21 protein-coding genes are annotated in these 23,011 nt (G+C 67.5%); 8 read left to right on the top strand and 13 right to left on the bottom strand.

Features of this window, described 5'->3' with window-relative positions:
* Positions 1–30: 30 nt before the first annotated feature.
* From MWN34_RS07505 to MWN34_RS07525, 5 genes are all read right to left on the bottom strand, one after another.
* Positions 31–1,230, bottom strand: coding sequence for a PQQ-dependent sugar dehydrogenase (locus MWN34_RS07505; protein WP_425532069.1), 1,200 nt, complete (start codon positions 1,228–1,230; stop codon positions 31–33).
* Between the two features lie 200 nt (positions 1,231–1,430).
* Positions 1,431–1,748, bottom strand: coding sequence for a hypothetical protein (locus MWN34_RS07510; protein WP_247028146.1), 318 nt, complete (start codon positions 1,746–1,748; stop codon positions 1,431–1,433).
* 201 nt (positions 1,749–1,949) lie between these two features.
* Entirely contained in the window at positions 1,950–2,939 is a 990-nt protein-coding gene (gene msrP, locus MWN34_RS07515) for a protein-methionine-sulfoxide reductase catalytic subunit MsrP (protein ID WP_247028147.1), read from the bottom strand.
* 222 nt (positions 2,940–3,161) lie between these two features.
* Positions 3,162–3,695: a DUF992 domain-containing protein gene (locus tag MWN34_RS07520; RefSeq protein ID WP_247028148.1), complete on the bottom strand. Its 534-nt coding sequence runs from the start codon at positions 3,693–3,695 to the stop codon at positions 3,162–3,164.
* 125 nt (positions 3,696–3,820) lie between these two features.
* Positions 3,821–5,023: a pyridoxal phosphate-dependent aminotransferase gene (locus MWN34_RS07525; protein ID WP_247028149.1), complete on the bottom strand. Its 1,203-nt coding sequence runs from the start codon at positions 5,021–5,023 to the stop codon at positions 3,821–3,823.
* Positions 5,024–5,322: 299 nt separating this feature from the next.
* On the opposite strand from MWN34_RS07525, the gene MWN34_RS07530 reads away from it, so the two are divergent.
* Both MWN34_RS07530 and MWN34_RS07535 read left to right on the top strand, forming a co-directional pair.
* Positions 5,323–5,961 carry a glutathione S-transferase family protein gene (locus MWN34_RS07530; RefSeq protein WP_247028151.1) on the top strand — a complete coding sequence of 213 codons (639 nt, stop codon included), beginning with the start codon at positions 5,323–5,325 and terminating at the stop codon, positions 5,959–5,961.
* Between the two features lie 438 nt (positions 5,962–6,399).
* Positions 6,400–6,927 (top strand): DUF2380 domain-containing protein, encoded by a 528-nt coding sequence (locus tag MWN34_RS07535; protein WP_247028152.1) that lies wholly within the window; start codon positions 6,400–6,402, stop codon positions 6,925–6,927.
* Between the two features lie 28 nt (positions 6,928–6,955).
* On the opposite strand, the gene MWN34_RS07540 is transcribed toward MWN34_RS07535, so the two are convergent.
* Both MWN34_RS07540 and trxB read right to left on the bottom strand, forming a co-directional pair.
* A complete protein-coding gene (locus MWN34_RS07540) occupies positions 6,956–7,849 on the bottom strand; it encodes a LysR family transcriptional regulator (protein WP_247028366.1) in 894 nt (297 codons plus the stop codon).
* A 48-nt stretch (positions 7,850–7,897) separates the two neighbouring features.
* Entirely contained in the window at positions 7,898–8,872 is a 975-nt protein-coding gene (gene trxB, locus MWN34_RS07545; protein WP_247028154.1) for a thioredoxin-disulfide reductase, read from the bottom strand.
* Between the two features lie 268 nt (positions 8,873–9,140).
* On the opposite strand from trxB, the gene MWN34_RS07550 reads away from it, so the two are divergent.
* Genes MWN34_RS07550 through MWN34_RS07560 form a run of 3 tightly spaced genes read left to right on the top strand, consistent with a single transcriptional unit; the run spans position 9,141 to position 11,562 of the window.
* Positions 9,141–9,617, top strand: a complete 477-nt coding sequence (locus MWN34_RS07550; RefSeq protein WP_247028156.1) for an Lrp/AsnC family transcriptional regulator — start codon at positions 9,141–9,143, stop codon at positions 9,615–9,617.
* Positions 9,614–10,522 carry a glycosyltransferase family 8 protein gene (locus MWN34_RS07555; protein WP_247028158.1) on the top strand — a complete coding sequence of 303 codons (909 nt, stop codon included), beginning with the start codon at positions 9,614–9,616 and terminating at the stop codon, positions 10,520–10,522. The genes MWN34_RS07550 and MWN34_RS07555 overlap by 4 nt, the downstream gene beginning before the upstream one ends.
* Entirely contained in the window at positions 10,519–11,562 is a 1,044-nt protein-coding gene (locus tag MWN34_RS07560) for an ELM1/GtrOC1 family putative glycosyltransferase (protein WP_247028160.1), read from the top strand. Before MWN34_RS07555 ends, MWN34_RS07560 begins: the two co-directional genes overlap by 4 nt.
* On the opposite strand, the gene MWN34_RS07565 is transcribed toward MWN34_RS07560, so the two are convergent.
* The 5 genes from MWN34_RS07565 to MWN34_RS07585 form a co-directional block, all read right to left on the bottom strand.
* A complete protein-coding gene (locus tag MWN34_RS07565) occupies positions 11,538–12,653 on the bottom strand; it encodes a glycosyltransferase family 4 protein (protein ID WP_247028162.1) in 1,116 nt (371 codons plus the stop codon). The genes MWN34_RS07560 and MWN34_RS07565 overlap by 25 nt on opposite strands.
* A 66-nt stretch (positions 12,654–12,719) precedes the next feature.
* Complete coding sequence (greA, locus tag MWN34_RS07570) at positions 12,720–13,193, bottom strand: transcription elongation factor GreA (RefSeq protein ID WP_247028164.1); 474 nt, start codon at positions 13,191–13,193, stop codon at positions 12,720–12,722.
* Between the two features lie 141 nt (positions 13,194–13,334).
* On the bottom strand, positions 13,335–16,670 hold the full coding sequence (gene carB, locus MWN34_RS07575) for a carbamoyl-phosphate synthase large subunit (RefSeq protein WP_247028166.1): 3,336 nt from the start codon (positions 16,668–16,670) through the stop codon (positions 13,335–13,337).
* A gap of 226 nt (positions 16,671–16,896) precedes the next feature.
* Positions 16,897–17,412: a cupin gene (locus MWN34_RS07580; protein ID WP_247028169.1), complete on the bottom strand. Its 516-nt coding sequence runs from the start codon at positions 17,410–17,412 to the stop codon at positions 16,897–16,899.
* A gap of 92 nt (positions 17,413–17,504) precedes the next feature.
* Positions 17,505–17,924 (bottom strand): winged helix-turn-helix transcriptional regulator, encoded by a 420-nt coding sequence (locus MWN34_RS07585; RefSeq protein WP_247028171.1) that lies wholly within the window; start codon positions 17,922–17,924, stop codon positions 17,505–17,507.
* 109 nt (positions 17,925–18,033) lie between these two features.
* On the opposite strand from MWN34_RS07585, the gene MWN34_RS07590 reads away from it, so the two are divergent.
* The gene (locus MWN34_RS07590; RefSeq protein ID WP_247028173.1) at positions 18,034–18,789 is read left to right on the top strand and encodes an SDR family oxidoreductase; all 756 of its coding nucleotides are present in this window, start codon (positions 18,034–18,036) and stop codon (positions 18,787–18,789) included.
* Positions 18,790–18,848: 59 nt separating this feature from the next.
* Here MWN34_RS07590 and carA read toward each other — a convergent pair whose 3' ends face one another.
* Complete coding sequence (carA, locus tag MWN34_RS07595; RefSeq protein WP_247028175.1) at positions 18,849–20,069, bottom strand: glutamine-hydrolyzing carbamoyl-phosphate synthase small subunit; 1,221 nt, start codon at positions 20,067–20,069, stop codon at positions 18,849–18,851.
* A gap of 289 nt (positions 20,070–20,358) precedes the next feature.
* Between carA and MWN34_RS07600 the strand changes: the two genes are divergently transcribed.
* A complete protein-coding gene (locus MWN34_RS07600) occupies positions 20,359–20,817 on the top strand; it encodes a GatB/YqeY domain-containing protein (RefSeq protein WP_247028177.1) in 459 nt (152 codons plus the stop codon).
* Between the two features lie 157 nt (positions 20,818–20,974).
* Positions 20,975–22,891, top strand: a complete 1,917-nt coding sequence (dnaG, locus tag MWN34_RS07605; RefSeq protein ID WP_247028179.1) for a DNA primase — start codon at positions 20,975–20,977, stop codon at positions 22,889–22,891.
* The last annotated feature ends 120 nt before the right edge of the window (positions 22,892–23,011 follow it).

Below are 23,011 nucleotides of genomic sequence, written 5' to 3' on the forward strand. Positions count from 1 at the left end.
GACGGGGCCACCGCACCCGCTCCCGGTGCCTCACGCCGCCGGCGACAGGCGCAGCAGACGCGCGTCCGACGTCTCGTCGGTGAGCACATAGAGCGCGCCGTCGGTGCCCTGGGCGACGTCGCGGATGCGCACGCCGAGCGTTTCGAGCAGGCTTTCCTCCTGGATCACCGCATTCTTGTCGGCATCGAGCCGCAGGCGCACCAGCTTCATGCCGGCCAGCGCGCCGAGGAAGAGGTCACCCTTCCACGCCGGGAAGGCCTCTCCCGTATAGAAGACCAGCCCCGATGGAGCGATGGAGGGGTCCCAGTAATGGACCGGCTGCTCCAGCCCGTCCTTCTGCGTTCCCTCGCCGATCTTGGCGCCGGAATAGTCGACGCCGTAGCTGATGGTGGGCCAGCCGTAATTGTGTCCGGCCTCCGGGTGGTTCAGCTCGTCGCCGCCCCGCGCGCCGTGCTCCACGGTCCAGAGCCGCCCGGTGGCGGGGTCGAGCGCAGCGCCCTGCACGTTGCGGTGGCCATAGCTCCAGATTTCGCGGCGGGCGCCCGGCATGCGCACGAAGGGGTTGTCCTTCGGCCCGCTGCCGTCGGCGCCGATGCGCACGATCTTGCCGAGATGGTTGGACAGGTCCTGCGCCTTGTCGCGCTGCGAGAAGCGGTCGCCGAGCGTGACAAACAGCGTGCCGTCGCGACCGAAGACGAGGCGCGAGCCATAGTGGCTCGACCCGCTCACCGCGGGCTCCTGCCGGAAGATGACCTCGACCCCGTCCAGCCGGGCGTTGCCGGCCTCCTCCACCAGCCGTCCGCGGGCGACGCTGGTGCCGGAGATGCCCTCGCGCGGTTCGGCATAGCTGAGATAGACGTGGCCGCTATCGGCGAAATCCGGTCCGAGCGCGACATCGAGCAGGCCACCCTGTCCCTGCGCGAAGACCGGGGGGACGCCCGCCACCGGGGCGGAGAGGGTGCCGCTGGTGGCGACGATGCGCAGCCGCCCCGGCCGCTCCGTCACCAGCGCGCGGCCGTCGGGCAGGAAGGCGAGGCCCCACGGGTTTTCGAGCCCGCCGGTCACCGTCTCGACGCTGATCGGCCCCGCGGAGGAGGGGACCCGCAGGGGGCCGGCATCCTGCGCCGCGGCCGCGCGCGGCAGCAGCGGCGCCCCCGCCAGCAGGCCGAGCCCGGCAAGGATGCGGCGGCGCGAGGGCAGGGACAGTGGGGCGAAGGGCGGTCGGCTCACGGGGCAGGCTCCGCATGACGTTGCGTCGCAGCCTTAAAGCACAGAGCGTGCCCGCCGCCCACCGGCACGGCGTGACAAGACCGTGACAAAGAAAAACCCGGTCGGCATGGAGCCGACCGGGGCGAGGCGAGGAAACCCGCCGGATACCGGCGGTCGGGGGAGAAGGGCCGGGCCGGGCGGCGCGCGCGATGGCGTGGGGCTCAACCCTCGCGCGGGCGACGGCGCACCGGGCTGAGCTGGGGCGTGCGGGAGATGGTGTGGCGCAGCATGAAGGTCGTGAGCACGCACATGCCGGCGAAGATCGAGAGCAGCACAACGCCCATCGTCATCTGCCCGCCGGCCTCGCCTGCCACCGCATGGAGCTCGCTGGCGCCCGCGCCGTCGAGCCCGAAGGCGCAGATCACCGCCACGATGGCGAAGGTGAGCGAGAGGACCACGCCGGCTTCCATGACGGCATGGCGCAGGCGTCCGCGACCGGTGCGGGCAGCGTCGCGGCGGCGGATGATCAGCTCTGTCATGGCGGCCTCCTCTGCGAGGGACATATGGGTCCGATGCGATGAGGGCAGGTTCGCCGCCGAACGGGGCCACGGCTGGTCGCGACTTGGGCGAGAGGCTGCCATTTCAAGGCCATTTCGGGGCGAGGCTTCGACTATTTCCAAGCCGAGTCAGGATGTTAACGTTATGTTAACCCTTGTGTGCCGCGACCCGTGCCGCCCGCCTCACATGAACAGCTTCTCGTTTCCGAGATCCTTGTAGAGCCCGGCCACCTGCTCGGCATAGCCGTTGTAGAGGAGAGTCGGTCGGCGCTCGCCGGTGCCGATGTCGCGCTCGCTGGCCTGGCTCCAGCGGGGGTGCGGCACTTCGGGGTTCACATTGGCCCAGAAGCCGTATTCGGCGCCCTGCACCTGCTCCCACAGCCCCACCGGCCGCTCGGCGACGAAGGAGATGCGCACGATCGACTTCACCGACTTGAAGCCGTATTTCCACGGCAGCGCGAGCCGCAGCGGCGCGCCATACTGGTTCGGCGCCGGCTTGCCATAGACGCCGGTAACCATGAAGGCGAGGTCGTTGGTCGCTTCCGCCATGGTGAGGCCGTCGACATAGGGCCACGGGTAGAAGAACCGCTTCTGCCCCGGCGCGACCTTCGGGTTCACGAAGGTTTCCATGCGCACATATTTCGCCCCCGAGAGCGGCTTCGCCCAGGCGACGAACTGCTTGAGCGGAAAGCCGGTCCACGGCACCGCCATCGACCACGCCTCGACGCAGCGGTGGCGGTAGAGCCGCTCTTCGAGCGTCATCGCGCGGATGATGTCGTCGATGCCTACCTCGCGCGGGGTTTCCACCAGCCCGTCGATCTTCACCGTCCACGGCCGGCGCGGCATCTTCGCGGCGATGTCGGCGACATGGTAGTTCATCTGGTCGGAGCCGAATTCGTAGAAATTGTTGTAGTTGGCGGTCACCTTCTCCGGCGTCACCGGGTGGTCCAGCGTGTAGGCCGGGTTGCGTTTGGCCGGATAGAGGTCGCGTGTCGGATCCCCGTCCGGATCCCCGGCCTGCTGGGCCTGCGCGGGGCGGATGCCCGAAAACCCGGCCAGCCCCGCCAGGAGTCCGACCCCGGCGCCAAGGGCTTCGCGGCGGGAGACATAGACGGCCTCCGGCGTGGCGGCGTTTTCCGGCAGGTGCCAGCTCGGCGGGCGGCGGATCAGCATGGGTATCTCCATCGGCTCGGCGAGAAGATACGTCCGGACGCGGCGGTTGTAGCGTGGCCGACCATCAACTCGTCGTGCACGGCGGGGCCGGGTGAGGGGATGGCGGCGTGGAGTTGTGTGCTCCGCGCGCCCCCGAAACGACGAACGGCCCCGCAGCGTGTGCCGCGGGGCCGTTCGGAAAGGCGGGCGCCGGACGAGCCGGCGCCCCATGCCAGGGCGCGGTCAGAGCGCGCGCAGGCGCAGGTCGCCCACGCCGACGGCGAGGTTGAGGCCGGTCATGCTCTCGCCGGAGAAGGGCTGCAGCGCGATGGTGTCGTTGGAGCCGCCGAACAGCACGTTGCCGGCGAGGCCGACGCCGACCGCGACGCTGCCCGACACGCCGGCATAATTGCCGGAGAGCGAATCCGGGCCGAGCGCGCGGGTGGGGGCGAGCACGCTCCACACCAGGACGTTCTGGCCGGTGAAGCCGACATCGAGGCCGTAGCGGCTGATGGTGCCCTGATAGGGGTGGGGCACGCCGCGGGTATCGGTGAAGGTGCAGCTCAGCGTGCGGTGCGAGCCGATGAGCAGGCCGTTGGAGGGCGAGCCGACGCAGGTGAGGGTGCCGGCGGCGGTGCCGGGAACCGGGGGGGCCGCCGTGTAGTGGGGCGCCTTGTGGATGGTGGTGCGCAGCGGCTGGGCCAGCGCCGGGGCCGCAAGCGTGCCGGCGGCGGCAAGCGCGATCACGGCGGAACGGACGAAGTTCGAACGCGACATGGTTCTCTCCTGAGTCAGGCGGCCGTCGTGGTGCGGCCGTCCGGTTTGGTTCCTGGTGGAACCGGAACCGGCCGGGTTGGCCCCGGCCGGCCGAAGGGCGATGCGTCGTCCCGGGTCTCGGCCGGTCAGCGCAGCGAGCCGCAGAAGCGCTGGATGCGCAGGCAGGCCTCCTCGACGTCCTTGGTGGCCGTCGCATAGGAGATGCGGAACGCGGGTCCGAGACCGAAGGCAGACCCATGCACCACCGCAACGCCCTCGGCGTCGAGAAGTTCGGTGGCAAAATCCTCGTCGGTCGCGATCTTTTTACCGCCGGCGGTGGTCTTGCCGATCACGCCCGCGCAGGACGGGTACACGTAGAACGCGCCTTCCGGCTTCGGGCAGGTGATGCCGGAGGCCTGGTTCAGCATCGAGACCGCGAGGTCGCGGCGCTCCTTGAACACCTCGTTATTGGCGGCGATGAAGTCCTGCGGGCCGTTCAGCGCCTCGACCGCCGCCCACTGGGCGATGGAGTTGGGGTTCGAGGTGGACTGCGACTGCAGCGTGCCGATCGCCTTGATCAGCTTCTCCGGGCCGCCGGCATAGCCGATGCGCCAGCCGGTCATGCAATAGGCCTTGGAGACGCCGTTCATGGTGAGCGTGCGGTCGTAGAGCGAAGGCTCGACCTGCGCCGGGGTCACGAACTCGAACCCGTCATAGACGAGGTGCTCATACATGTCGTCGGTGAGGATCAGCACCTGGGGGTGCTTCACCAGCACGTCGGTGAGCGCCCTCATCTCCGCGCGCGAATAGGCGGCGCCCGAGGGGTTGGAGGGCGAGTTGAAGATCAGCCACTTGGTCTTCGGGGTGATGGCTGCCTCGAGGGCCTCCGGCTTCAGCTTGAAATTGTCTTCCAGCTTCGTCTCGACCGGCACCACGGTGCCGCCGGCGAACTGGACGATATCCGGGTAGCTGACCCAATAGGGCGCCGGGATGATGACTTCGTCGCCGACATCCACCGTCGCGACCAGCGCGTTGAACAGCACCTGCTTGCCGCCCGTGCCGACCGTGATCTGGCTCGGCTTGTAGGTGAGGCCGTTCTCGCGCTTGAACTTGGCGACGATCGCCGCCTTCAGCTCCGGGATGCCGTCCACCGCGGTGTAGCGGGTTTGGCCGTCGCGGATCGCCTTGATCGCGGCGTCCTTGATGTTGTCCGGGGTCTCGAAGTCCGGCTCGCCGGCCGCCAGCGCGATCACATCGCGCCCCGCGGCTTTCAGCTCACGCGCCTTGTTGGAAATGGCGATCGTGGCGGAAGGCTGGATGCGGTTCATGGCGGCGGACAGGAGGCTCATCGGCCCGGTCTCCTCGACGTGGGTGTGCGGCGGATCGCTCGATCCGCGCTGAGGGCATGCATGTCGCGCAAGCCGCGCCGCCGAATGGCACCGGCCACGCGCGTTTTGCGCGCGACAACTAGTCGAGCCCTTGCGCCGGGGCAAGCGATTCCCCACCTGCCGGCGGCTGTTCCGCTGCATTATGGTGTCGCGGCTGCGGTGTTCCGCTGCGGTATCGCGGGATGTGCCGCGAGGCCCTGCCCGCAGGGTATGACAGCCGTCATTGCCGGGGTTTCGCCTCCTTCTTCGGGATTTTCGCCGTGCTGAAGCTTCACGCCACCCAGAGTTCGGGCAATTGCTACAAGGTTCGCCTGATGCTGGCGCTTCTCGGCATTCCTTTCCGCCACATCGACATCGACCTGTTCCGCGGCGAGAACCGGACGACGGATTTCCTGCTGAAGAACCCGGAAGGCCGGGTGCCGCTGCTGGAACTGCCGGGCGGGCGCTTCCTCGCCGAATCGGATGCGATCCTCGCCTATCTCGCCGAGGGCACGCCTTTCCTGCCCGATGACCGCCTCGAGCGCGCCGAGGTGCTGCGCTGGATGTTCTTCGAGCAGCACAGCCACGCCACCAGCATCGGCGCGGCCCGGCATTGGCTGGCGCTGGTGAAGGGCGGGCGCGACCTGCGCACCCACGACATCGACCGCTGGCAGGAGGACGGCTATGCGGCGCTCGGGGTGATGGAGCGCCATCTCGCACGGCGGCGCTTCTTCGTGGCTGAGCGGCGGACCATCGCCGACCTCGCGCTCTATGCCAACACCCATGTTGCACAGGAAGGCGAGTTCGACCTCGCCGGCTTCCCCGCCGTGCGGGGGTGGCTCGATCGTGTCGCCGGGTCACCCGGCCATGTGCCGATGGAGTGGCGGCCGGCGGAGGCGACGCTGGTGGCGCAGGCATGACGGTGGGGAATGGGGCCGGCCTTCGGCCGTGCCCCTGCCGATACCCTCATCGGATCGGAGGCGGCGGCGACGAGGCTGATGGAGCGGTGGCTGGACTCATCGTCCACCACACCGGACTGACTGCACCGTCGATTTGGGCAAGAAAAAGCCGGGCGTCCTTGCGGAGCCCGGCATAAAGTTTCTGCCGCTTGCGCGGCAACCTTCCAGAGGGGAACAGCTGAAGCAGTCGCTACAGCTCCCCACCTTTATGCCTATCGCACGTGCAAAACTCAATCGCATATGCCCGCATGGCAGGCATGCACCTAAGGGGCGGCTGGGATGGAACTTTTCATCCTCCCGCAGTGCAGCGCGTGCGGTGCGCCGTAACCGGGTGCCGCGCGAGCTTCGGCAAATGCGCCTAGCATGTCTCCCGACCCCCCGAGATGCCTGGAGGATTCGATGGCGGTCCTGCCGCTTCGCGTGTCATGCCGTGCCCTGCTGGTTGCCGTTTCACTGGCATCCGGCGGAGTTGCTGTTCCCCGCCATGTCCTTGCATCCACAACACTTCTCGCCGTGGCCGATCCCGGTTTCGCCGACTCGTCGGGCGAGCCGGGCAACCAGCAGGCGGCGCATCGGGAACGGCTGAAAACGGTCGCGGAAACGCTGCGGCAGGCATTGGCGCGGGCGGTGCCCGCGGAGGTCGTCGCGCTCTCCTGTCCGGCCGACGGTTGCGAGGTGGACCAGCCGGGCGTCGCGGCTCTGCGCGAGCGGGCGCGACAGAAGGGCGCGGCTCTGGTGCTGGTATGTGGTGTCCACAAAATGAGCACGCTCATATTGAGCATGCGTGTCGGCGTGCTGGATGTCGCGACCGGCCGCCTAATCGCAGAGCGCTGGCTCAGCTTTCGCGGCGATACAGACGAAGGCTGGCGCCGCGCCGCGGAGTATGTCGCGGCCGACATCGCCCCCGCCATCGCGGCTGCGCGGTAGAAAGTCTTTCCAAGACAATAGCTTGAGCCTAGAAGCTCCAGCGCTGTGCCTTGGCGACGAGGAAGTCGCGGAACACCTGGATGCGCGCTACGGAGCGCATTTCCTGCGGGTAGACGAAATACGCTTCCAGCGTCGGGGTCGGGCGCTCATTGAAGAGCTGAACCAGGGTCGCGCTGTCTTCAAGCAGGTAGTCCGGCACGATGCCGATACCGACGCCCCGCTCCACCGCGCGCTTGAGGCCGAGCACGTTATTGACGGAAAGGGCAGGCACGCGCCCCTCCTGACCGTCTTCGAGGCCAGCACGTTCAAGCCAGTTAAGGGCTTGGAAATAAGAGGGAATCGGGCCGCCCAGCAGGATGATGCGATGCTTTTCCAGCTCGTCCAGCGTGCGTGGATGGCCGTTGCGCTTCAGATAGTCGGCGGACGCGAAGGCGTGGAAGTGCACGGTGAAGAGCTTGCGCTGGATGAGGTCCGGCTGCACCGGCTGGCGCAGGCGGATGGCGACATCGGCCTCGCGCATGGCGAGATCGAGCTCCTCGTCTGTCAGGATCAGCGTGATGCGGATGTCGGGATAGAGCTCCAGGAATTCACCGATCCGCGCCGTCAGCCAATGGGTACCGAGGCCCATGGTGGTGGTGACGCGCAATTCGCCATTCGGCTTCTCGCGGCTGTCCGTCAGCTTCGCCCGTGCCGCCTCCAGCTTCATGAAGACTTCGTGGGCGGTGCGATAGAGCAGGTCGCCCTGCTCGGTAAGGATCAGGCCACGGGCGTGGCGGTGGAACAGCGGAATGTTCAATTCCTGTTCAAGCGCAGAGACTTGCCGGCTCACCGCGGATTGCGAAAGGCCAAGCGCCTCGCCCGCGTGGGTGAACGATCCGGCTTCGGCGGCGACGTGGAACACCTTGAGCTTGTCCCAGTCCATGCCGCCCGCTCGCGACCTCGGCGAATCCATGCTGCGCCCCGCTGTCCCCTATTCGGCCGCCTGGGCGAGCGGCTCGCGCGCGGCGAGGAAACGCTCGGCCTCGAGAGCCGCCATGCACCCCATGCCCGCCGCAGTGATCGCCTGGCGATAGACGTCGTCCGCCACGTCGCCGGCGGCGAACACACCCTCGACCGAGGTGGCGGTGGAATAAGGCGCCGTCCAGACATAGCCGGAAGGCTTCAGCTTGAGCTGGTCTTGCACCAGTTCGGTCGCCGGAGCGTGGCCGATGGCGATGAAGACGCCGTCCACCGCGCGATGCGTCACCGCGCCGGTCTCGACATTCTTCAGGGCGACGGACTTCACCTTCGGCGGCTCCTGCTCGCCGACGACCTCGTGCAGAGCCGTGTTCCACACCACCTCGACCTTGGGGTGGGCGAACAGCCGCTCCTGCAGGATACGCTCGGCGCGTAGATGGTCGCGGCGGTGGATCAACGTGACCTTGGAGGCGAAATTCGTAAGGAACAGAGCCTCCTCGACCGCGGTGTTGCCGCCGCCGACCACGATGACCTCCTTGCCGCGATAGAAGAAGCCGTCGCAGGTCGCGCAGGCGGAAACGCCGAAGCCGCGATAGGCCTGCTCCGACGGCAGCTCCAGCCATCGCGCCTGTGCGCCGGTCGCGAGGATGAGCGTTTCCGCCAGCCAGATCTGCCCGGAATCCGTCTCCAGCCGGAACGGCCGGCTCGACAGGTCCGCCTTCGTCACGAGGTCGGTGACGATGCGCGTGCCCATATGCTCGGCCTGCGCCTGCATCTGCTCCATCAGCCACGGACCCTGGATGGGATCGGCGAAGCCGGGATAATTCTCGACATCGGTGGTGATGGTGAGTTGCCCGCCCGGCTGGATGCCCTGGATCAGCACCGGCTCCAGCATGGCGCGGGCGGCATAGATCGCCGCGGTGTAGCCCGCTGGACCCGATCCGATGATCAGCACCTTGACATGTTGCGGAGCGGGGGAGGCGGACATGGCGATCTCTTCGGCGAGGCCCGGGCCCGCAAGGGACAGGGACGCTTGATTCGTTCAGCGGACAGACTGCGAAGGGTGGCACGCAGCCATGCGAAAATGTAGGAGCGCGGTGTCTCCTCTGCAAGCGGCGCGGTTCTCCAGCGTCACTTGTTCAGAGAAGAAGCGGTGATTGGCGCCGATCTGTGAAAGATTATTGCGCTGGGCACCCCGTCCAGTATGGTGCGCGCGCCGCCGACCCCACGGCCGGGCGGCCAAAAGGGAGCCTTGCGTGGTACGGCGAATCGACGACATCGACGCGAACATCCTGCGCGAACTGCAGGCGGATGGCCGCATCACCAATGTCGAGCTGTCGCGACGGGTGGGAATCTCCGCGCCGCCCTGCCTGCGCCGGGTGCGTTCGCTGGAGGAGGAAGGCTTCATCAAGGGCTACCGCGCCCTTCTCGACGAAAAGAAGCTCGGCTTCGACCTGATGGCCTTCGCCATGGTGCATCTCGTGAGTCAGGCAGAGGCCGACCTCACCGCCTTCGCCGAGCGGGTCGAGCGCTGGCCGCTGGTGCGGGACTGCTGGATGCTCTCCGGCGAGACCGATTTCATCCTGCTCTGTGTCGCCCCGGACCTGCGCAGCTTCCAGAACTTCGTGCACGAGCTCACCGGCGCGCCCAATGTGCGCAATGTGAAGACGGCGCTGACCCTGCGCCAGTCCAAAGACGCGGCCATCGTGCCGATGGAGAGCCCGGCGACATGATCCTCGCCACGGCCACGGATGCGGGCTATGTCGAGCTGACCGCCGTGCTGCTCGCGTCGCTGGCCCTGCAGGCCGGCGAAAAGGCGAGCCGGGTCGTGGTGTTCTGCGACGGGGTCTCGGCGCAGGATAAAGCGAAGCTCGCGGCAAGCTATGGTCGCGAGGGGCTGTCCTTCCTGGACCTTACCGATGCCGAGCTGGACCGTTTCGGGCGCCTGCCGGTAAGCCGGCATCTCTCGCGCACGGCCTATGCCCGCGTCGTCATGCCGATGATGCTGGCGCAGGAGAGGGGACGGCTCCTCTATCTCGACTGCGACACGGTGGTGAACCATCCGCTCGATGCGCTGGAGACGCTCGGTCTTGGTGGCCATGCCTTCGGCGCGGTGGAAGATGCGGCGACCCCCGAGCGGAGGATCGCGCGCAACCGCCGGGTCGGCCTGCCGGACGCAACGCCTTATTTCAACAGCGGCGTGCTGCTGATCGACCTCGACCGCTGGCGGGCGGCGGGCCTGACCGAGCGTGTCTTTGCCTTTGCCGCCTCGCGACCGGACCTGCCGATGATGGACCAGGATGCGCTCAACGGCGCGGTGGCAGGCGACTGGGCCCCGCTCGGCGAGACCTGGAACATGCACCGCCCCAGGAAAGCCTCCGGCGCCGACGACCCGCTGGAGGTCTGGGAAGCGGCGCATGTGGTGCATTTCGTCGGGCAGGAAAAGCCCAATTATACCGATTGCCGCCACCCGGCGCGGGATTTGTTCCTGCGCTACCGTGCCCGCAGTGCCTTCGCCAACGCCCCACTGAAAAGCCGTCTGTCGCGCAAGATCGCAAAGCGCGTCGCGGCTCTGAAGCGCAGGATGGCCCGGCTCAAGGCCGCGCTTGGGCTGGCGGGACAGGGAAGACACGCATGAAGCTGCTCGTTCTGCGCGACAAGAAGCCGGGGCATTTCAACCAGGCCGAAGGCGTCGCCCGCGCCATCGGGCGGATGGCGCCGATCGAGGTCGCGCGGCTCGACATTCGCCCAAGCTGGTTCGCCCATGACGACATCCGCAAGCTCATCATGCGGCGCTGGGGCAGGGATCCGGTCTATTGGCTCAAGGCGATGTACCATGTCGATCCGTCGATGCTGGAGCCGCCCGATGCCATCATCGGCTCCGGCCGGCCGACCATCTGCGCCGGCATCTTCCTGAAGCGCATCTTCAAGGTGCCGTTTCTCTACTCCGGACAGATCGGCGGCTATGACACGCGCGAGGTCGACCTCCAGCTTGTCGCCTCGCCACGCTCCGCCGGTAATCCACGCTCGGCCTGGGTGCTCATCCCGAACATCGTCGATCCCGACGCGCTGCCGCCCGCGCGCCCGCTGCGCACCGTCGAGGACCTGCGCGGGGCGGAAATCGCGCTGCTGGTCGGAGGCACCGCCTATCGCAAGGAATATCCGCTGAACGAATGGCAGGGGCTTGCCCGGCTGGTGGGTGAGGTGGCGGAGCGTTATGGCGTGCGCTGGCGGGTGACGACCTCGCGCCGCACGCCGGACGAGGCGGCCGATCTGCTGGCCGGACTGGCCGCGCAGGGACGGATCGCCGAGTTCATCGACTTCCGCCGCGCTGGCGTCGGGTCGGCGGGCGACCTGTTCCGTGCCGATGCGATCGTCGTGACCGAGGATTCGATGAGCATGCTGGCCGAAGGGCTCAGCGCCAGGCGGCCGGTCATCGGGCTGCGTTCGGCCGTGGTGCAGGACGGCTATGCCAACGAGGCGATCGCGGCGATGGCGGCAGGGCCGAGCCTCGCCATCCTGCCGCTGGCGAGCGTCAGCGCCGAGCAGTTCGCGCGAACGCTGACCGGGCTCACGATCCCCACCACCGATGCACGCGACCGGATCTGCGCGGCGGTGGCACCCATCCTCGGGCTCAGCGCACCGCATGCCGTTCAGGCGCGCCAGACCGCCTCGTAGACCGCATTGATCCTGCGGGCTTCCTCCTCGATGGAGTGCTCCGCGAGGGCCTCCTCACGTGCCGCGAAGCGCATGGTTTCCTGCTGGTCCGGCGCGGCATCCATGAAGCTCGCCATCGTGGTCGCCATGGAGGCGACGTTGTCCGGCGGGACGAGGCGTCCGGTGCGGCCTTCCGAGACGATTTCCGGGAAGGCGCCGACAAGCGTGGCGATGACCGGAACCCCGCAAGCAGCGGCCTCCAGCGGCGTTACACCGAAGCCTTCCCAGCGCTGCGGTGCGACATAGAGGTCGAGGGCGGGATACCAGTCGGCGATGGCGTCGGTCGCCACCTCTCCGGGAAACAGGATGCGGTCCGCCAGCCCCGCCGCCGCGACCTTCTCCTTCAGCCCGGCGAGAAATACCTCGTGCGTGCCCGTGGCGCGGCCGAGTACGACGCCACCCCAGTCCGGCCGGGCCGGCAGGACCTCGATCAGCGCGTCCACGAACACATCCGTCCCCTTCTGGTGGCGGATGCGACCGAAGCAGCCGATGAGCTTGAGGTCCGGCAAGCCGAGCGCGGCGCGCGCTTGCGCGCGGTCCGGCGCGGGCCGAAAGCGCTCGGTGTCGATGCCGTGGTGGATGATGGTGGAGGGGCGCTCCAGATAGTTCGCAGTAGCCGAGGACGTGCTGATGACGGCGTCCATCCGCCGGATCAGGAAGCGGGTCCAGCCGGTGTGGCGGCGCTGCGAGGCGGAGGTGAAGACCAGCTTCAGCGGCATGCGCAGCCCGTCGCGCAGGAGGATGCCGGGCAGCATCTCGACGTTGCGTCTTGCGTGCCAGATGCGGGGGCGCCCACTTGCGGGGCGACGCCAGAGGCGCACGAGGTCGAGCCAGCGCAGGTGAGGGAAGGCGCCCGAAAGGCCGGGGCCGAGCGTCGCGATGCCGATATGCCGACCTTGCGCAGGCACCACACGCTCCAACGTGGCGGTGACGCCGGAGAGGCGACGCTTGAAGTTGGGAGCGATCGCCTCGATGCGCGAAAGGTCCACCGCGGCGCGGGGCCGCGTGCCGGAGGCCGGCTCGGCGGAATGGGCCTGCGAACGATCCGGCATGCGAAGTCCCTTCGGAGGTGGGACGCCCGGTCGGCAACCGGGCGCCAGATACCGCTCAGGGGAAGCTCAGACGAAGCGCACGTCCGTGATCTCGTAGGAGCGCGCGCCCTTGGGCGTCACCACTTCGACCGAGGTGCCGAGTTTCTTGCCGATCAGCGCCCGGGCCATCGGCGAGGAGATGGAGATGCGGCCGGCCTTGGCGTCCGCCTCCATGTCGCCGACGATCTGCCAGCGGCGTTCTTCCTCGGTGTCCTCGTCGACGAGGGTGACGGTGGCACCGAACTTCACCACATCGCCGGACAGCTTGGCGACGTCGATGATCTCGGCACGGGACAGCTTGTCCTCGAGGTCGGCGATGCGGCCCTCATTGAGCGCCTGCTGTTCCTTGGCGGCGTGATATTCGGCATTTTCCGACAGGTCGCCATGGGCGCGCGCTTCGGAAATCGCGGAGATGATGCGCGGACGCTCGATCTGCTGGCGCTGTTTCAGTTCCGCCTCGAGCGCGACATGCCCGCCGACGGTCATCGGAATCTTTTCCATAGGTCTCGCTGGACCTCCCTAAAAGCAAACGTTGCCCTCGCGTGGGCCTTTTCGGCGGCCCCTTTCGGGGCAGCCTGAAGGTCCATCGCGATGGCCACGATGTCAGTGTGGGCGCCGCCCGGCTTCCTGCGCCGCCGGAGCTCAGGAATCTGCGGAGCCGAAATAGTCCTGCAGCGCGCGCACCTTAAGATCGCCGCCAATATAGGCCTTGATCCCGAGCGCGGCTGCGACGGCTCCCGACAGCGTGGTGTAGTACGGCACTTTATGCAAGAGGGCGGCGCGGCGAAGCGAGCGACTGTCCGCCAGCGCCTGCGCTCCCTCGGTGGTGTTGAACACCAACTGCACCTCGCCGTTCTTGATGGCGTCGACGATGTGCGGCCGGCCTTCCAGCACCTTGTTGATCTTCGCACTCTCGATGCCATGCTCGGCAAGGTAGCGCTGGGTGCCCGAGGTCGCGATGACCTTGAAGCCGAGCGTGCTCAGCAGGCGGATGCTCTCCACGATGCGGGGCTTGTCGTCCTCGCGCACCGAGACGAACACGGTGCCCGACTTCGGGACCTTGGTGCCGCCGCCGAGCTGGCTCTTGGCGAACGCCACCTCATAGGAGGCGTCGAGGCCCATTACCTCGCCGGTGGAGCGCATTTCCGGGCCGAGCACGGTATCGACGCCCGGGAAGCGAGCGAAGGGGAACACCGCTTCCTTCACCGCCACATGGTTCAGCGGCTTGGGCGTCAGGCCGAAGCTGGCCAGCGTTTCGCCCGCCATCACCCGAGAGGCGATCTTCGCGATCGGCTCGCCGATCACCTTGGCGACGAAGGGCACGGTGCGGGAGGCGCGGGGATTGACCTCCAGCACGTAGATCTTGCCGTCCTTGATGGCGTACTGCACGTTCATCAGGCCGCCGACCTTCAGCGCCAGCGCCATGTCGCGGGTCTGCTTCTCCAGCGCCGCGATCATCTCCTTCGTCAGCGAGTGGGGCGGCAGCGAGCAGGCCGAATCACCCGAATGGATGCCGGCTTCCTCGATGTGCTCCATGATCCCGCAGATGAAAGTGTCGGTGCCGTCGGACAGGCAGTCGACATCCACCTCGGTGGCATCGGTCAGATAGCGGTCGAACAGCAGCGGATTCTTGCCGAGGACGGTGTTGATCTGCCCGGTCTTGTCGTTCGGGTAGCGCGCCTTCACGTCGTTCGGCACGAGGCCCGGCAGCGTGTCGAGCAGATAGTCGCCGAGCTGGCCGTTGTCGTGGATGATCTGCATCGCCCGGCCGCCCAGCACATAGGAGGGCCGCACCACCAACGGATAGCCGAGGTCGCCGGCGACGAGCCGGGCCTGCTCCACCGAATAGGCGATGCCATTGGCCGGCTGGCGCAGCTTCAGCTTGTCCAGCAGCGTCTTGAAGCGGTCGCGGTCCTCGGCGAGGTCGATGGCATCCGGCGAGGTGCCGAGGATCGGGATCTCGGCCTCCTCCAGCGCGCGGGCGAGCTTCAGCGGGGTCTGGCCGCCGAACTGCACGATCACGCCGTGCAGCGTGCCCGCGGTCTTCTCGCGCTCCAGCACCTCGATCACGTCCTCCGCGGTCAGCGGCTCGAAATAGAGTCGGTCCGAGGTGTCGTAATCGGTCGAGACGGTTTCCGGGTTGCAGTTGACCATGATGGTCTCATACCCGGCATCCTTCAGCGCGAAGGCGGCGTGACAGCAGCAATAGTCGAACTCGATGCCCTGGCCGATCCGGTTCGGACCGCCGCCCAGGATCGCGACCTTCTTCCGGTCGGAGGGGCGAGATTCGTCCGCAGGCGCGCCGCAGAAGGGCGCCTCATAGGTCGAGTACATATAGGCGGTGGGGGAGGCGAACTCGGCCGCGCAGGTGTCGATGCGCTTGTAGACGGGCCGCACGCCGAGCGCGAGGCGGCGGCCGCGCACCTCCTCCTCGGTCATGTTCGCCAGCACGGCGAGGCGCTGGTCGGAGAAGCCCATGGCCTTGAGCTTGCGCAGCGCCGCCGCATTGCGCGGCAGGCCGTGGGCGCGGACCTTCGCCTCCATGTCGACGATGCCGCGGAACTGCTCGAGGAACCAAGGGTCGATCTTGCAGCCGGTGTGGATCGTCTCGTTGTCGAAGCCGAGCCGCATCGCCTGCACGACCTTCAGCAGGCGGTCGGGCGTCGGCGTTCCGATGGCGGCGCGGATGGCGTTCTTGTCGTCGCCATGGCCTAGGCCTTCGATCTCGATCTCGTCGAGGCCGGTGAGGCCGGTTTCGAGCGAACGCAGCGCCTTCTGCAGCGATTCCTGGAAGGTGCGTCCGATGGCCATTGCCTCGCCGACCGACTTCATCGAGGTGGTCAGCACGGGGTCGGCGCCGGGGAACTTCTCGAAGGCGAAGCGCGGAATCTTCGTGACCACGTAGTCGATGGTCGGTTCGAAGGAGGCCGGGGTCGCGCCGCCCGTAATGTCGTTGGCGATCTCGTCCAGCGTGTAGCCGACGGCAAGGCGCGCTGCGACCTTGGCGATCGGGAAGCCGGTCGCCTTGGAGGCGAGCGCCGAGGAGCGCGAGACGCGCGGATTCATCTCGATCACGATCATCCGGCCGGTGGCCGGGTCGATCGCGAACTGCACGTTGGAGCCGCCGGTCTCCACTCCGATCTCGCGCAGCACCGCCAGCGAGGCATCGCGCATGATCTGGTATTCCTTGTCGGTCAGCGTCAGCGCCGGCGCGACGGTGATGGAATCGCCGGTGTGGACGCCCATCGGGTCGATGTTCTCGATGGAGCAGATGATGATGCAGTTGTCCGCCTTGTCGCGGACGACCTCCATCTCGTACTCCTTCCAGCCGAGCACGCTCTCCTCGATGAGCACCTCGTTGGTGGGCGAAGCGTCGATGCCGCGCTCCACGATCTCGATGAACTCGGCTTTGTTGTAGGCGATGCCGCCACCCTGACCGCCCATGGTGAAACTGGGGCGGATGATGGTCGGCAGGCCGACATAATCCAGCGCGCCGAGCGCTTGGGCGAGCGTCTTGACCTGCATCGAGCGCGGGGTGTCGAGCCCGATCTTGGTCATCGCGTCGCGGAAGAGCTGCCGGTCCTCGGCCTTGTCGATGGCCTCGGCCGTGGCGCCGATCATCTCGACGTCGAACTCTTCCAGCACGCCCATCTTCTTGAGCGACAGTGCGCAGTTCAGCGCGGTCTGGCCACCCATGGTCGGCAGAAGGGCGAAGCCGCCGGGGACGGCGTACCGCTCCTTGGCGATGATCTTGGCCACGATCTCGGGCGTGATCGGCTCGATATAGGTGGCATCGGCCAGATCCGGATCCGTCATGATCGTCGCCGGATTGGAGTTCACCAGCACCACCCGGTAGCCTTCTTGGCGAAGGGTCTTCACCGCCTGGGTGCCGGAATAGTCGAACTCGCAGGCCTGCCCGATGACGATGGGGCCGGCGCCGATGATGAGGATGGTCGAGAGGTCTGTGCGTTTCGGCATCGGTTTCCGTGCGGCTCGCGCATTGGTCCGGTCGCACGAAAAAGGACGCGTGTGTTGGACGCGTCCTTTGAACGGACCGGATTGGACTTTCTTGGCGACAGTTGCCCGCCGCGGACATTTTGATCTGGGGGCCTCCCATAGACCAGATTCCGCAAAGGGGGAAGGGCAGGGCATCCGTGGTGGGGGACAAGGCTGCATGACAGCCATGCGCCGCGCCTGCCGGACATCACGCCGGCTTGTCCGTCGCCGCCCTCCAAAGTGCCGGCAGCGCGCCGTCTCGCCCCGTCACGGGGTCGCTGTCCGGCAAGGGAACGACGGCAATGCGGGCGAGGGCGGCGTCCGGCCTGCCCGCATCCGGGCGCTCGATCTGGTAGTCCTGGCCGGGCGGATAGGCGCCGATCAGCAGGAAGTCGTCGCTGGCCGTGATCCGCTTGTGGCCGGTGCCGGCCGGCAGGATGAGGATGTCGCCGGGCCCGATGTCGAGGACCATTCCGTCTTCCCCGCCCAGCATCACGCTCGCCGTGCCATGCGCGACCGCCAGCGCCTCATGCGCCGTGGAATGGAAGTGGTGGAAGTCATAGACCCCGTTGCGCCATCGCGGTTCCCACCCGTTCGCCTGTATCAACGATTCGATCGTGGCTGGGGTGCCGATCAGCACGGTGCGATAATAAAGGACCGGCAGTCGCGGATTGTTCGGTACGCCGTGCGACGGCGCGAAGTGCAGGGTCTCGGGAACGGGCATGAAGAGCTCCGGGCAAGCGGCGGGCGAAGGGCCCTTGCGCAACCGCTGTGGCGCCCGTCGGGTTCCCACTGCTGGCCGTCAGCCCCTCGCTCTCAGTCTTTCGCCCGGCGATCGAAAGCCGCACGGCTTGCCTCGATCCGCTCGACATTCCTCTCCGCCCACAGCCACACCCCGCAGAACGCTTCGCTTAGCGTGTGGCCGAGGTCGGTGAGCCGGTAATCCACTCGCGGGGGCACCACGGCGTGGACGGTGCGGGCGACGAGGCCGTCGCGCTCCATCTGCCGCAGGGTCTGGGTCAGCATCTTCTGGCTGATGCCGTCCGCGCGCTTGGCGATCTGCGAGAAGCGCAACTCGCGGTGCTCGACCAGCACTTCAAGGAGGATCATTGTCCATTTGTCGGCGACCCGCCCGATCACCTCGTTCACCAGGGTCTCGATGCGCGGGTCGATGGCGGCCGGGTCGGCAGGCCGCGGCTCTCCGGAACAGGCGGCCACCAGCGGTGCGTCACGCATCGTTACTCTCCATCGGGTAAGTATCGAACATTCGGGTGCCTTCTTTCCATTGGAAAGTAACTATCCTAAAAGCCTCTCCATCCGCAACGGCCTGAAGCGAGGCGCTCTCATGGACATCACCGGCAACACCATCCTCCTCACCGGCGGCAATGCCGGCATCGGCCAGGCGCTGGCCGTGGCGCTGCAGGCGGAGGGCAACAAGGTCATCATCACGGGCCGCCGCGAGGACACGCTCCGCGCGACGGCGGAGGCCCATCCCGGCATCGAGTGGCGCGTGCTCGACATGGCGGACGCGGCCTCCGTGGCGGCTTTCGGGGCGCGCATCGTCGAGGAGTTTCCTGCCCTCAACGTCGTGATCAACAATGCGGGTATTATGATCGCGGAGGACCTGACGGCCGATCCGGTCGACCTGTCCGTGCCGGAAGCCACGATCGCGACCAATCTGCTTGGCCCCATCCGCCTCACCGCCGCGCTCCTTCCCCATCTGCGCCGGCAGAAGGATGCGACGGTGATCACGGTCTCCTCCGGCCTCGCCTTCGTTCCGCTGACGGCGACCCCAACCTACAACGCGACCAAGGCGGCGATCCATTCCTGGAGCCAGTCGCTGCGCCACCAGCTGCGCGAGACCTCGGTGGGCGTCATCGAGATCGCCCCGCCGGCGGTCGCCACCGACCTGATGCCCGGCCATGCGCAGAACCCGAATTCGATGCCGCTGGACGCTTTCATCAGCGAGACTGTGGCGCTGCTCAAGGCCAACCCGAAGGGGCCGGAGATCTGCGTGGAGCGGGTCGGCTTCCTGCGTGGGGCCGAGGCGCGCGGCGATTATGCGCAGGTCTTCTCGCTTCTGAACGACGGCCGGCACTGACGAAAAAGGCCGGGAGCATGCTCCCGGCCTCTTCAGGACGATAGTCCGGCAAGGCGGCCTCAGGCCGCCCTCTTGGTCTTGGCGATCAGATCCACGAACCGGTCGAACAGATAGTGGCTGTCCTGCGGCCCGGGGCTCGCCTCGGGGTGGTACTGCACCGAGAAGACCGGCTTGTCGGTGAGCTCTATGCCGGCATTGGAGCCGTCAAAGAGCGAGACATGCGTCTCCTTCGCGGTGCCCGGCAGGCTGTCGCGGTCGAGCGCGAAGCCGTGATTCATCGAGGTGATCTCGACCTTGCCGGTGGTCATGTCCTTCACCGGGTGGTTCGCCCCGTGGTGGCCCTGGTGCATCTTTGTGGTGCGCCCGCCGACCGCGAGGCCAAGCATCTGGTGACCGAGGCAGATGCCGAAGGTCGGGATGCCGCGGTCGATGATGTCGCGGATCACCGGCACTGCATATTCACCCGTCGCCGCCGGATCGCCGGGGCCGTTCGACAGGAACACACCGTCGGGGGCGAGTGCGAGGATGTCCTCGGAGGAGGTGGTGGCGGGCACGACCGTCACCTTGCACCCGGCGCGGGCGAGCAGGCGCAGGATGTTGCGCTTGATGCCGTAGTCGATGGCGACGACATGGTGGGCCGGCGCCTCCTGCCGGCCATAGCCCTTGCCCCATTCCCACGGCGTCTCGTCCCAGGTGAAGCGCTGGCCGCTGGTGACCATGGGCACGAGGTCCATGCCGACGAGGCCCGGCCACCCGGCGGCTTCCTGCTTCAGCGCGGCCATGTCGAACACGCCGTTCTCGGCATGGGCGATCACCGCATTCGGCATGCCCTTGTCGCGAATCAGTGCGGTCAGGGCGCGGGTGTCGATACCGGCGATGCCGACGATGCCGCGGGCCTTGAGCCACTGGTCGAAATTGCGGGTGGCACGGTAGTTCGACGGATCGGTGATCGAGGAATGCAGCACCACGCCGCGCACGCCCGACGCGCCGGCCATCGAGACGGTTTCGATGTCTTCCTCGTTGGTGCCGACATTGCCGATATGGGGGAAGGTGAAGGTAATGATCTGCCCGGCATAGGACGGGTCGGTGAGGATTTCCTCGTAACCGGTCATTGCTGTGTTGAAACACACCTCGCCGACGGCATGGCCGCTCGCGCCGAGGCCGATGCCTTTGATCACGGTTCCGTCCGCGAGCACCAATACGGCTGTGGCGGCCGGCTCGGCCCAGGCATCGTCATGCGCTTCGGGCGCGGGGGTGTTGTGGGGATCGGTGCCGCTCATCTCGTCTTGTTCCTGCGTCATCGCTGGCCTAATTAATCGTTCACCGCGCCGGATGCCAGCGCCGTTAAGGCGCAGCAGACCCGCATGACGGTAGGGGCGGCCTCCGTGTTTCGCGCAGCGGCGCGGCTTTCGTGGGGCGCTGCCGCCTTAATGCGCGAGCGGGGCTGCGGTTACGGAGGCGTTTCCCATGGCGCCGCCGCTCCGGCATCGACGATGAACATTTGGCAAGAGGATGGCCGTCACCTTGTGGCGCCGACGTATCCTCCTCATACGGAAAGACGAGGCACACGTGCTGCGCGATGCGATCAACGCGTCCCTGAAGGATGCGATGAAGGCCCAGGACAAGCTCCGGCTGGGGACGCTGCGTCTCATCAACGCCGCGATCAAGGATCGCGACATCGAGGCGCGCGGCCATGGTCGCGACCCCCTGTCCGACGACGAAGTGCTCGGGCTGCTGACCAAGATGATCAAGCAGCGCGAGGAATCCGCGAAGGTCTATGAGGAGGCCGGCCGTGTCGATCTCGCCACGCAGGAGCGGGACGAGGTGGTGGTCATCCAGGGCTTCTTGCCGAAGCAGATGACCGAGGCCGAGGCCGCCGCCGCGGTGAAGGCGGTGATCGAGGAGATCGGCGCGCAGGGGCTCAAGGACATGGGCCGTACCATGGCGGCGCTCAAGGAGCGTTACACGGGTACCATGGACTTCGCCAAGGCCAGCGGAACGGTGAAGGGCCTGCTGACCGCCGGCTGAGCCGATGCCCCGGCGCCCCGGCGCCGGTGAACAGCGGGGATTGCGGGCACAGCGTCGGCAATCCCCATCTTGTGAACGGTGGCAGGCGGGCGGCCCGACCGCCGGATGCGGGGTGGCCTGCTAGAAGCAGATCCATCGCCGGGAGCTGATTCACACGATGCGATTCCCGCCCGCCTTTCTCGATGAGATCCGCATGCGGCTTCCGGTTTCGGAGGTCGTGAGCAAGCGCGTGCCCTTGAAGAAGCAGGGGCGGGAATGGCGGGGCCTCTCGCCCTTCAACCCGGAGAAGACGCCCTCCTTCTATGTAAACGACCAGAAGGGCTTCTATCACTGCTTCTCCTCCGGCAAGCATGGCGACCAGTTCGATTTCCTCATGGAGACCGAGGGGCTGCCCTTTCCCGAGGCGGTGGAGCGGCTCGCCGGTATGGCCGGACTGCAGATGCCTGTCGTCTCGCGCGAGGAAGAGGTACGCGAGACCCGTCGCAAGACCCTGCACGAGGTGCTGGAACTGGCGGCGAAATTCTTCGAGTCCTGCCTTCAGGGGCGCGCCGGCGCCAAGGCCCGGGGTTATCTCGCCGACCGCGCGCTCGGCCCTTCGACGCAGGCCCGCTTCAGGCTCGGCTATGCCCCGGCAGAGCGCTTCGCGCTGAAGGAGGCGCTGGGCGGCAATGGCGTGCCGGTGGAGGACATGGTCGAGGCCGGGCTGCTGATCGCGGGGCCGGACATTCCCGTGCCCTATGACAGGTTCCGCGACCGCGTGATGTTCCCGATCACCGACCTGCGCGGCCGGGTGGTTGCCTTTGGCGGCCGGGCCCTCGAAAAGGACGTGCCGGCCAAATATCTCAATTCGCCGGAGACCCAGCTCTTCCACAAGGGATCACTGCTCTATAACGGCTTCAACGCCCGCGCCGCGGCCCACAAGGGCGAGCCGGTGATCGTGGTGGAAGGCTATGTGGACGTGATCGCGCTGGTGGAAGCCGGCTTTCCCGGCGCTGTCGCCCCGCTCGGCACCGCGCTCACCGAAGACCAGCTTGCCCTTCTGTGGAAGATGGCGCCCGAGCCGATCCTCCTGTTCGACGGCGACAAGGCCGGGCGGCGGGCGGCGTGGCGGGCGGTCGATATCGGCCTGCCGCATCTCAAGCCCGGCATGAGCCTGCGCTTCGGCACGCTCCCGGATGGACAGGATCCCGACGATCTGGTGCGCCATGGCGGGCGCGAGGCCGCAGCTTCTGTACTCGACGGGGCGCGGCCGCTCGCCGAGGTGCTGTGGAACCGCGAAACCGAGGGCGCTGCGCTCGATACGCCGGAGCGCCGCGCCGCTCTGGAGGCAAGGATCGGCGAGATCATCCGCCAGATCGCCGACGAGACGGTGCGCAAGCACTATCGCGCCGATCTTTCCGATCGTTTCCGCAAGCTGTTCGCGCCATCCCCCTCGTCCGGCGGCCCCGGCGCGCGCCGGGCTCCGGGCGGGGCACGCCAGCGCGGACGGCGCCCGTTCGATGCCGTGGAGGCGCCGCCGGTGGCCGGCGAAGGGGTCCGCCGCTCGGCGGTGGTGCGCGGCGTTGCCGCCGGCCTGCCGCGCAACGAGGCATTGCTTCTTTTCGCCGCGCTGAACCATCCCTTCTTGCTCGATCATCATGCGGAGGAACTGGCGGAACTGCCCTTCGCCAGCCGGGAGGCGGTCACGCTCCGGCAGGCGTTGCTCGATGCACATGGCGAAGGTGAAACGGAGACCGCCGAGCATCTCGCCGGACGCATGTCCGCGATGGGGTTCGATGAACTGGTGGCCCGCGTGCGGGCCAGCGCCGTCGCCCGTCACGATTGGCCGGCCTTTGCCGATGCCGGGCGCAGCGACGTGGAACTGTGGTGGCATCAGCGCATGGCCTTGCACCAAAGGTCCCACGCCCTATCTAGGGAGCTGAAGGAAGCCGAGACCGCATTGGCGCAGGAGCCGACCGAGATGAACTGGGCTCGCTTCCTGGACGTCCAAAAACGAATCGCGGCACTTGACGGGACCGAAGCTTTGGTAGAGGGGTTCGGCGCTGCGTCGGGTCGCTCGGCGCGCGGTATGTAGGAGTTCTGGGGTCGCTCGCCCGCGTGCGTGGAAAAGCGCGTGGTGCGTGTGGCCTCATTTGCGTCGAAACCGGCACGGCTGTTGCTGGGAGCGTTGCGGGATCGGCCGGAAGGCCGGCGC

Source organism: Ancylobacter crimeensis (assembly GCF_023016805.1).
In the GTDB taxonomy this organism is placed as follows: domain Bacteria; phylum Pseudomonadota; class Alphaproteobacteria; order Rhizobiales; family Xanthobacteraceae; genus Ancylobacter; species Ancylobacter crimeensis.

Coding starts and splice junctions, on each gene's coding strand:
- MWN34_RS07510 (WP_247028146.1), bottom strand. CDS start 1,748: ATGACAGAGCTGATCATCCGCCGCCGCGACGCTGCCCGCACCGGTCGC.
- msrP (WP_247028147.1), bottom strand. CDS start 2,939: ATGCTGATCCGCCGCCCGCCGAGCTGGCACCTGCCGGAAAACGCCGCC.
- MWN34_RS07520 (WP_247028148.1), bottom strand. CDS start 3,695: ATGTCGCGTTCGAACTTCGTCCGTTCCGCCGTGATCGCGCTTGCCGCC.
- MWN34_RS07525 (WP_247028149.1), bottom strand. CDS start 5,023: ATGAGCCTCCTGTCCGCCGCCATGAACCGCATCCAGCCTTCCGCCACG.
- MWN34_RS07535 (WP_247028152.1), top strand. CDS start 6,400: ATGGCGGTCCTGCCGCTTCGCGTGTCATGCCGTGCCCTGCTGGTTGCC.
- MWN34_RS07540 (WP_247028366.1), bottom strand. CDS start 7,849: ATGGACTGGGACAAGCTCAAGGTGTTCCACGTCGCCGCCGAAGCCGGA.
- trxB (WP_247028154.1), bottom strand. CDS start 8,872: ATGTCCGCCTCCCCCGCTCCGCAACATGTCAAGGTGCTGATCATCGGA.
- MWN34_RS07555 (WP_247028158.1), top strand. CDS start 9,614: ATGATCCTCGCCACGGCCACGGATGCGGGCTATGTCGAGCTGACCGCC.
- MWN34_RS07560 (WP_247028160.1), top strand. CDS start 10,519: ATGAAGCTGCTCGTTCTGCGCGACAAGAAGCCGGGGCATTTCAACCAG.
- MWN34_RS07565 (WP_247028162.1), bottom strand. CDS start 12,653: ATGCCGGATCGTTCGCAGGCCCATTCCGCCGAGCCGGCCTCCGGCACG.
- greA (WP_247028164.1), bottom strand. CDS start 13,193: ATGGAAAAGATTCCGATGACCGTCGGCGGGCATGTCGCGCTCGAGGCG.
- carB (WP_247028166.1), bottom strand. CDS start 16,670: ATGCCGAAACGCACAGACCTCTCGACCATCCTCATCATCGGCGCCGGC.
- MWN34_RS07580 (WP_247028169.1), bottom strand. CDS start 17,412: ATGCCCGTTCCCGAGACCCTGCACTTCGCGCCGTCGCACGGCGTACCG.
- MWN34_RS07585 (WP_247028171.1), bottom strand. CDS start 17,924: ATGCGTGACGCACCGCTGGTGGCCGCCTGTTCCGGAGAGCCGCGGCCT.
- MWN34_RS07590 (WP_247028173.1), top strand. CDS start 18,034: ATGGACATCACCGGCAACACCATCCTCCTCACCGGCGGCAATGCCGGC.
- carA (WP_247028175.1), bottom strand. CDS start 20,069: ATGAGCGGCACCGATCCCCACAACACCCCCGCGCCCGAAGCGCATGAC.
- dnaG (WP_247028179.1), top strand. CDS start 20,975: ATGCGATTCCCGCCCGCCTTTCTCGATGAGATCCGCATGCGGCTTCCG.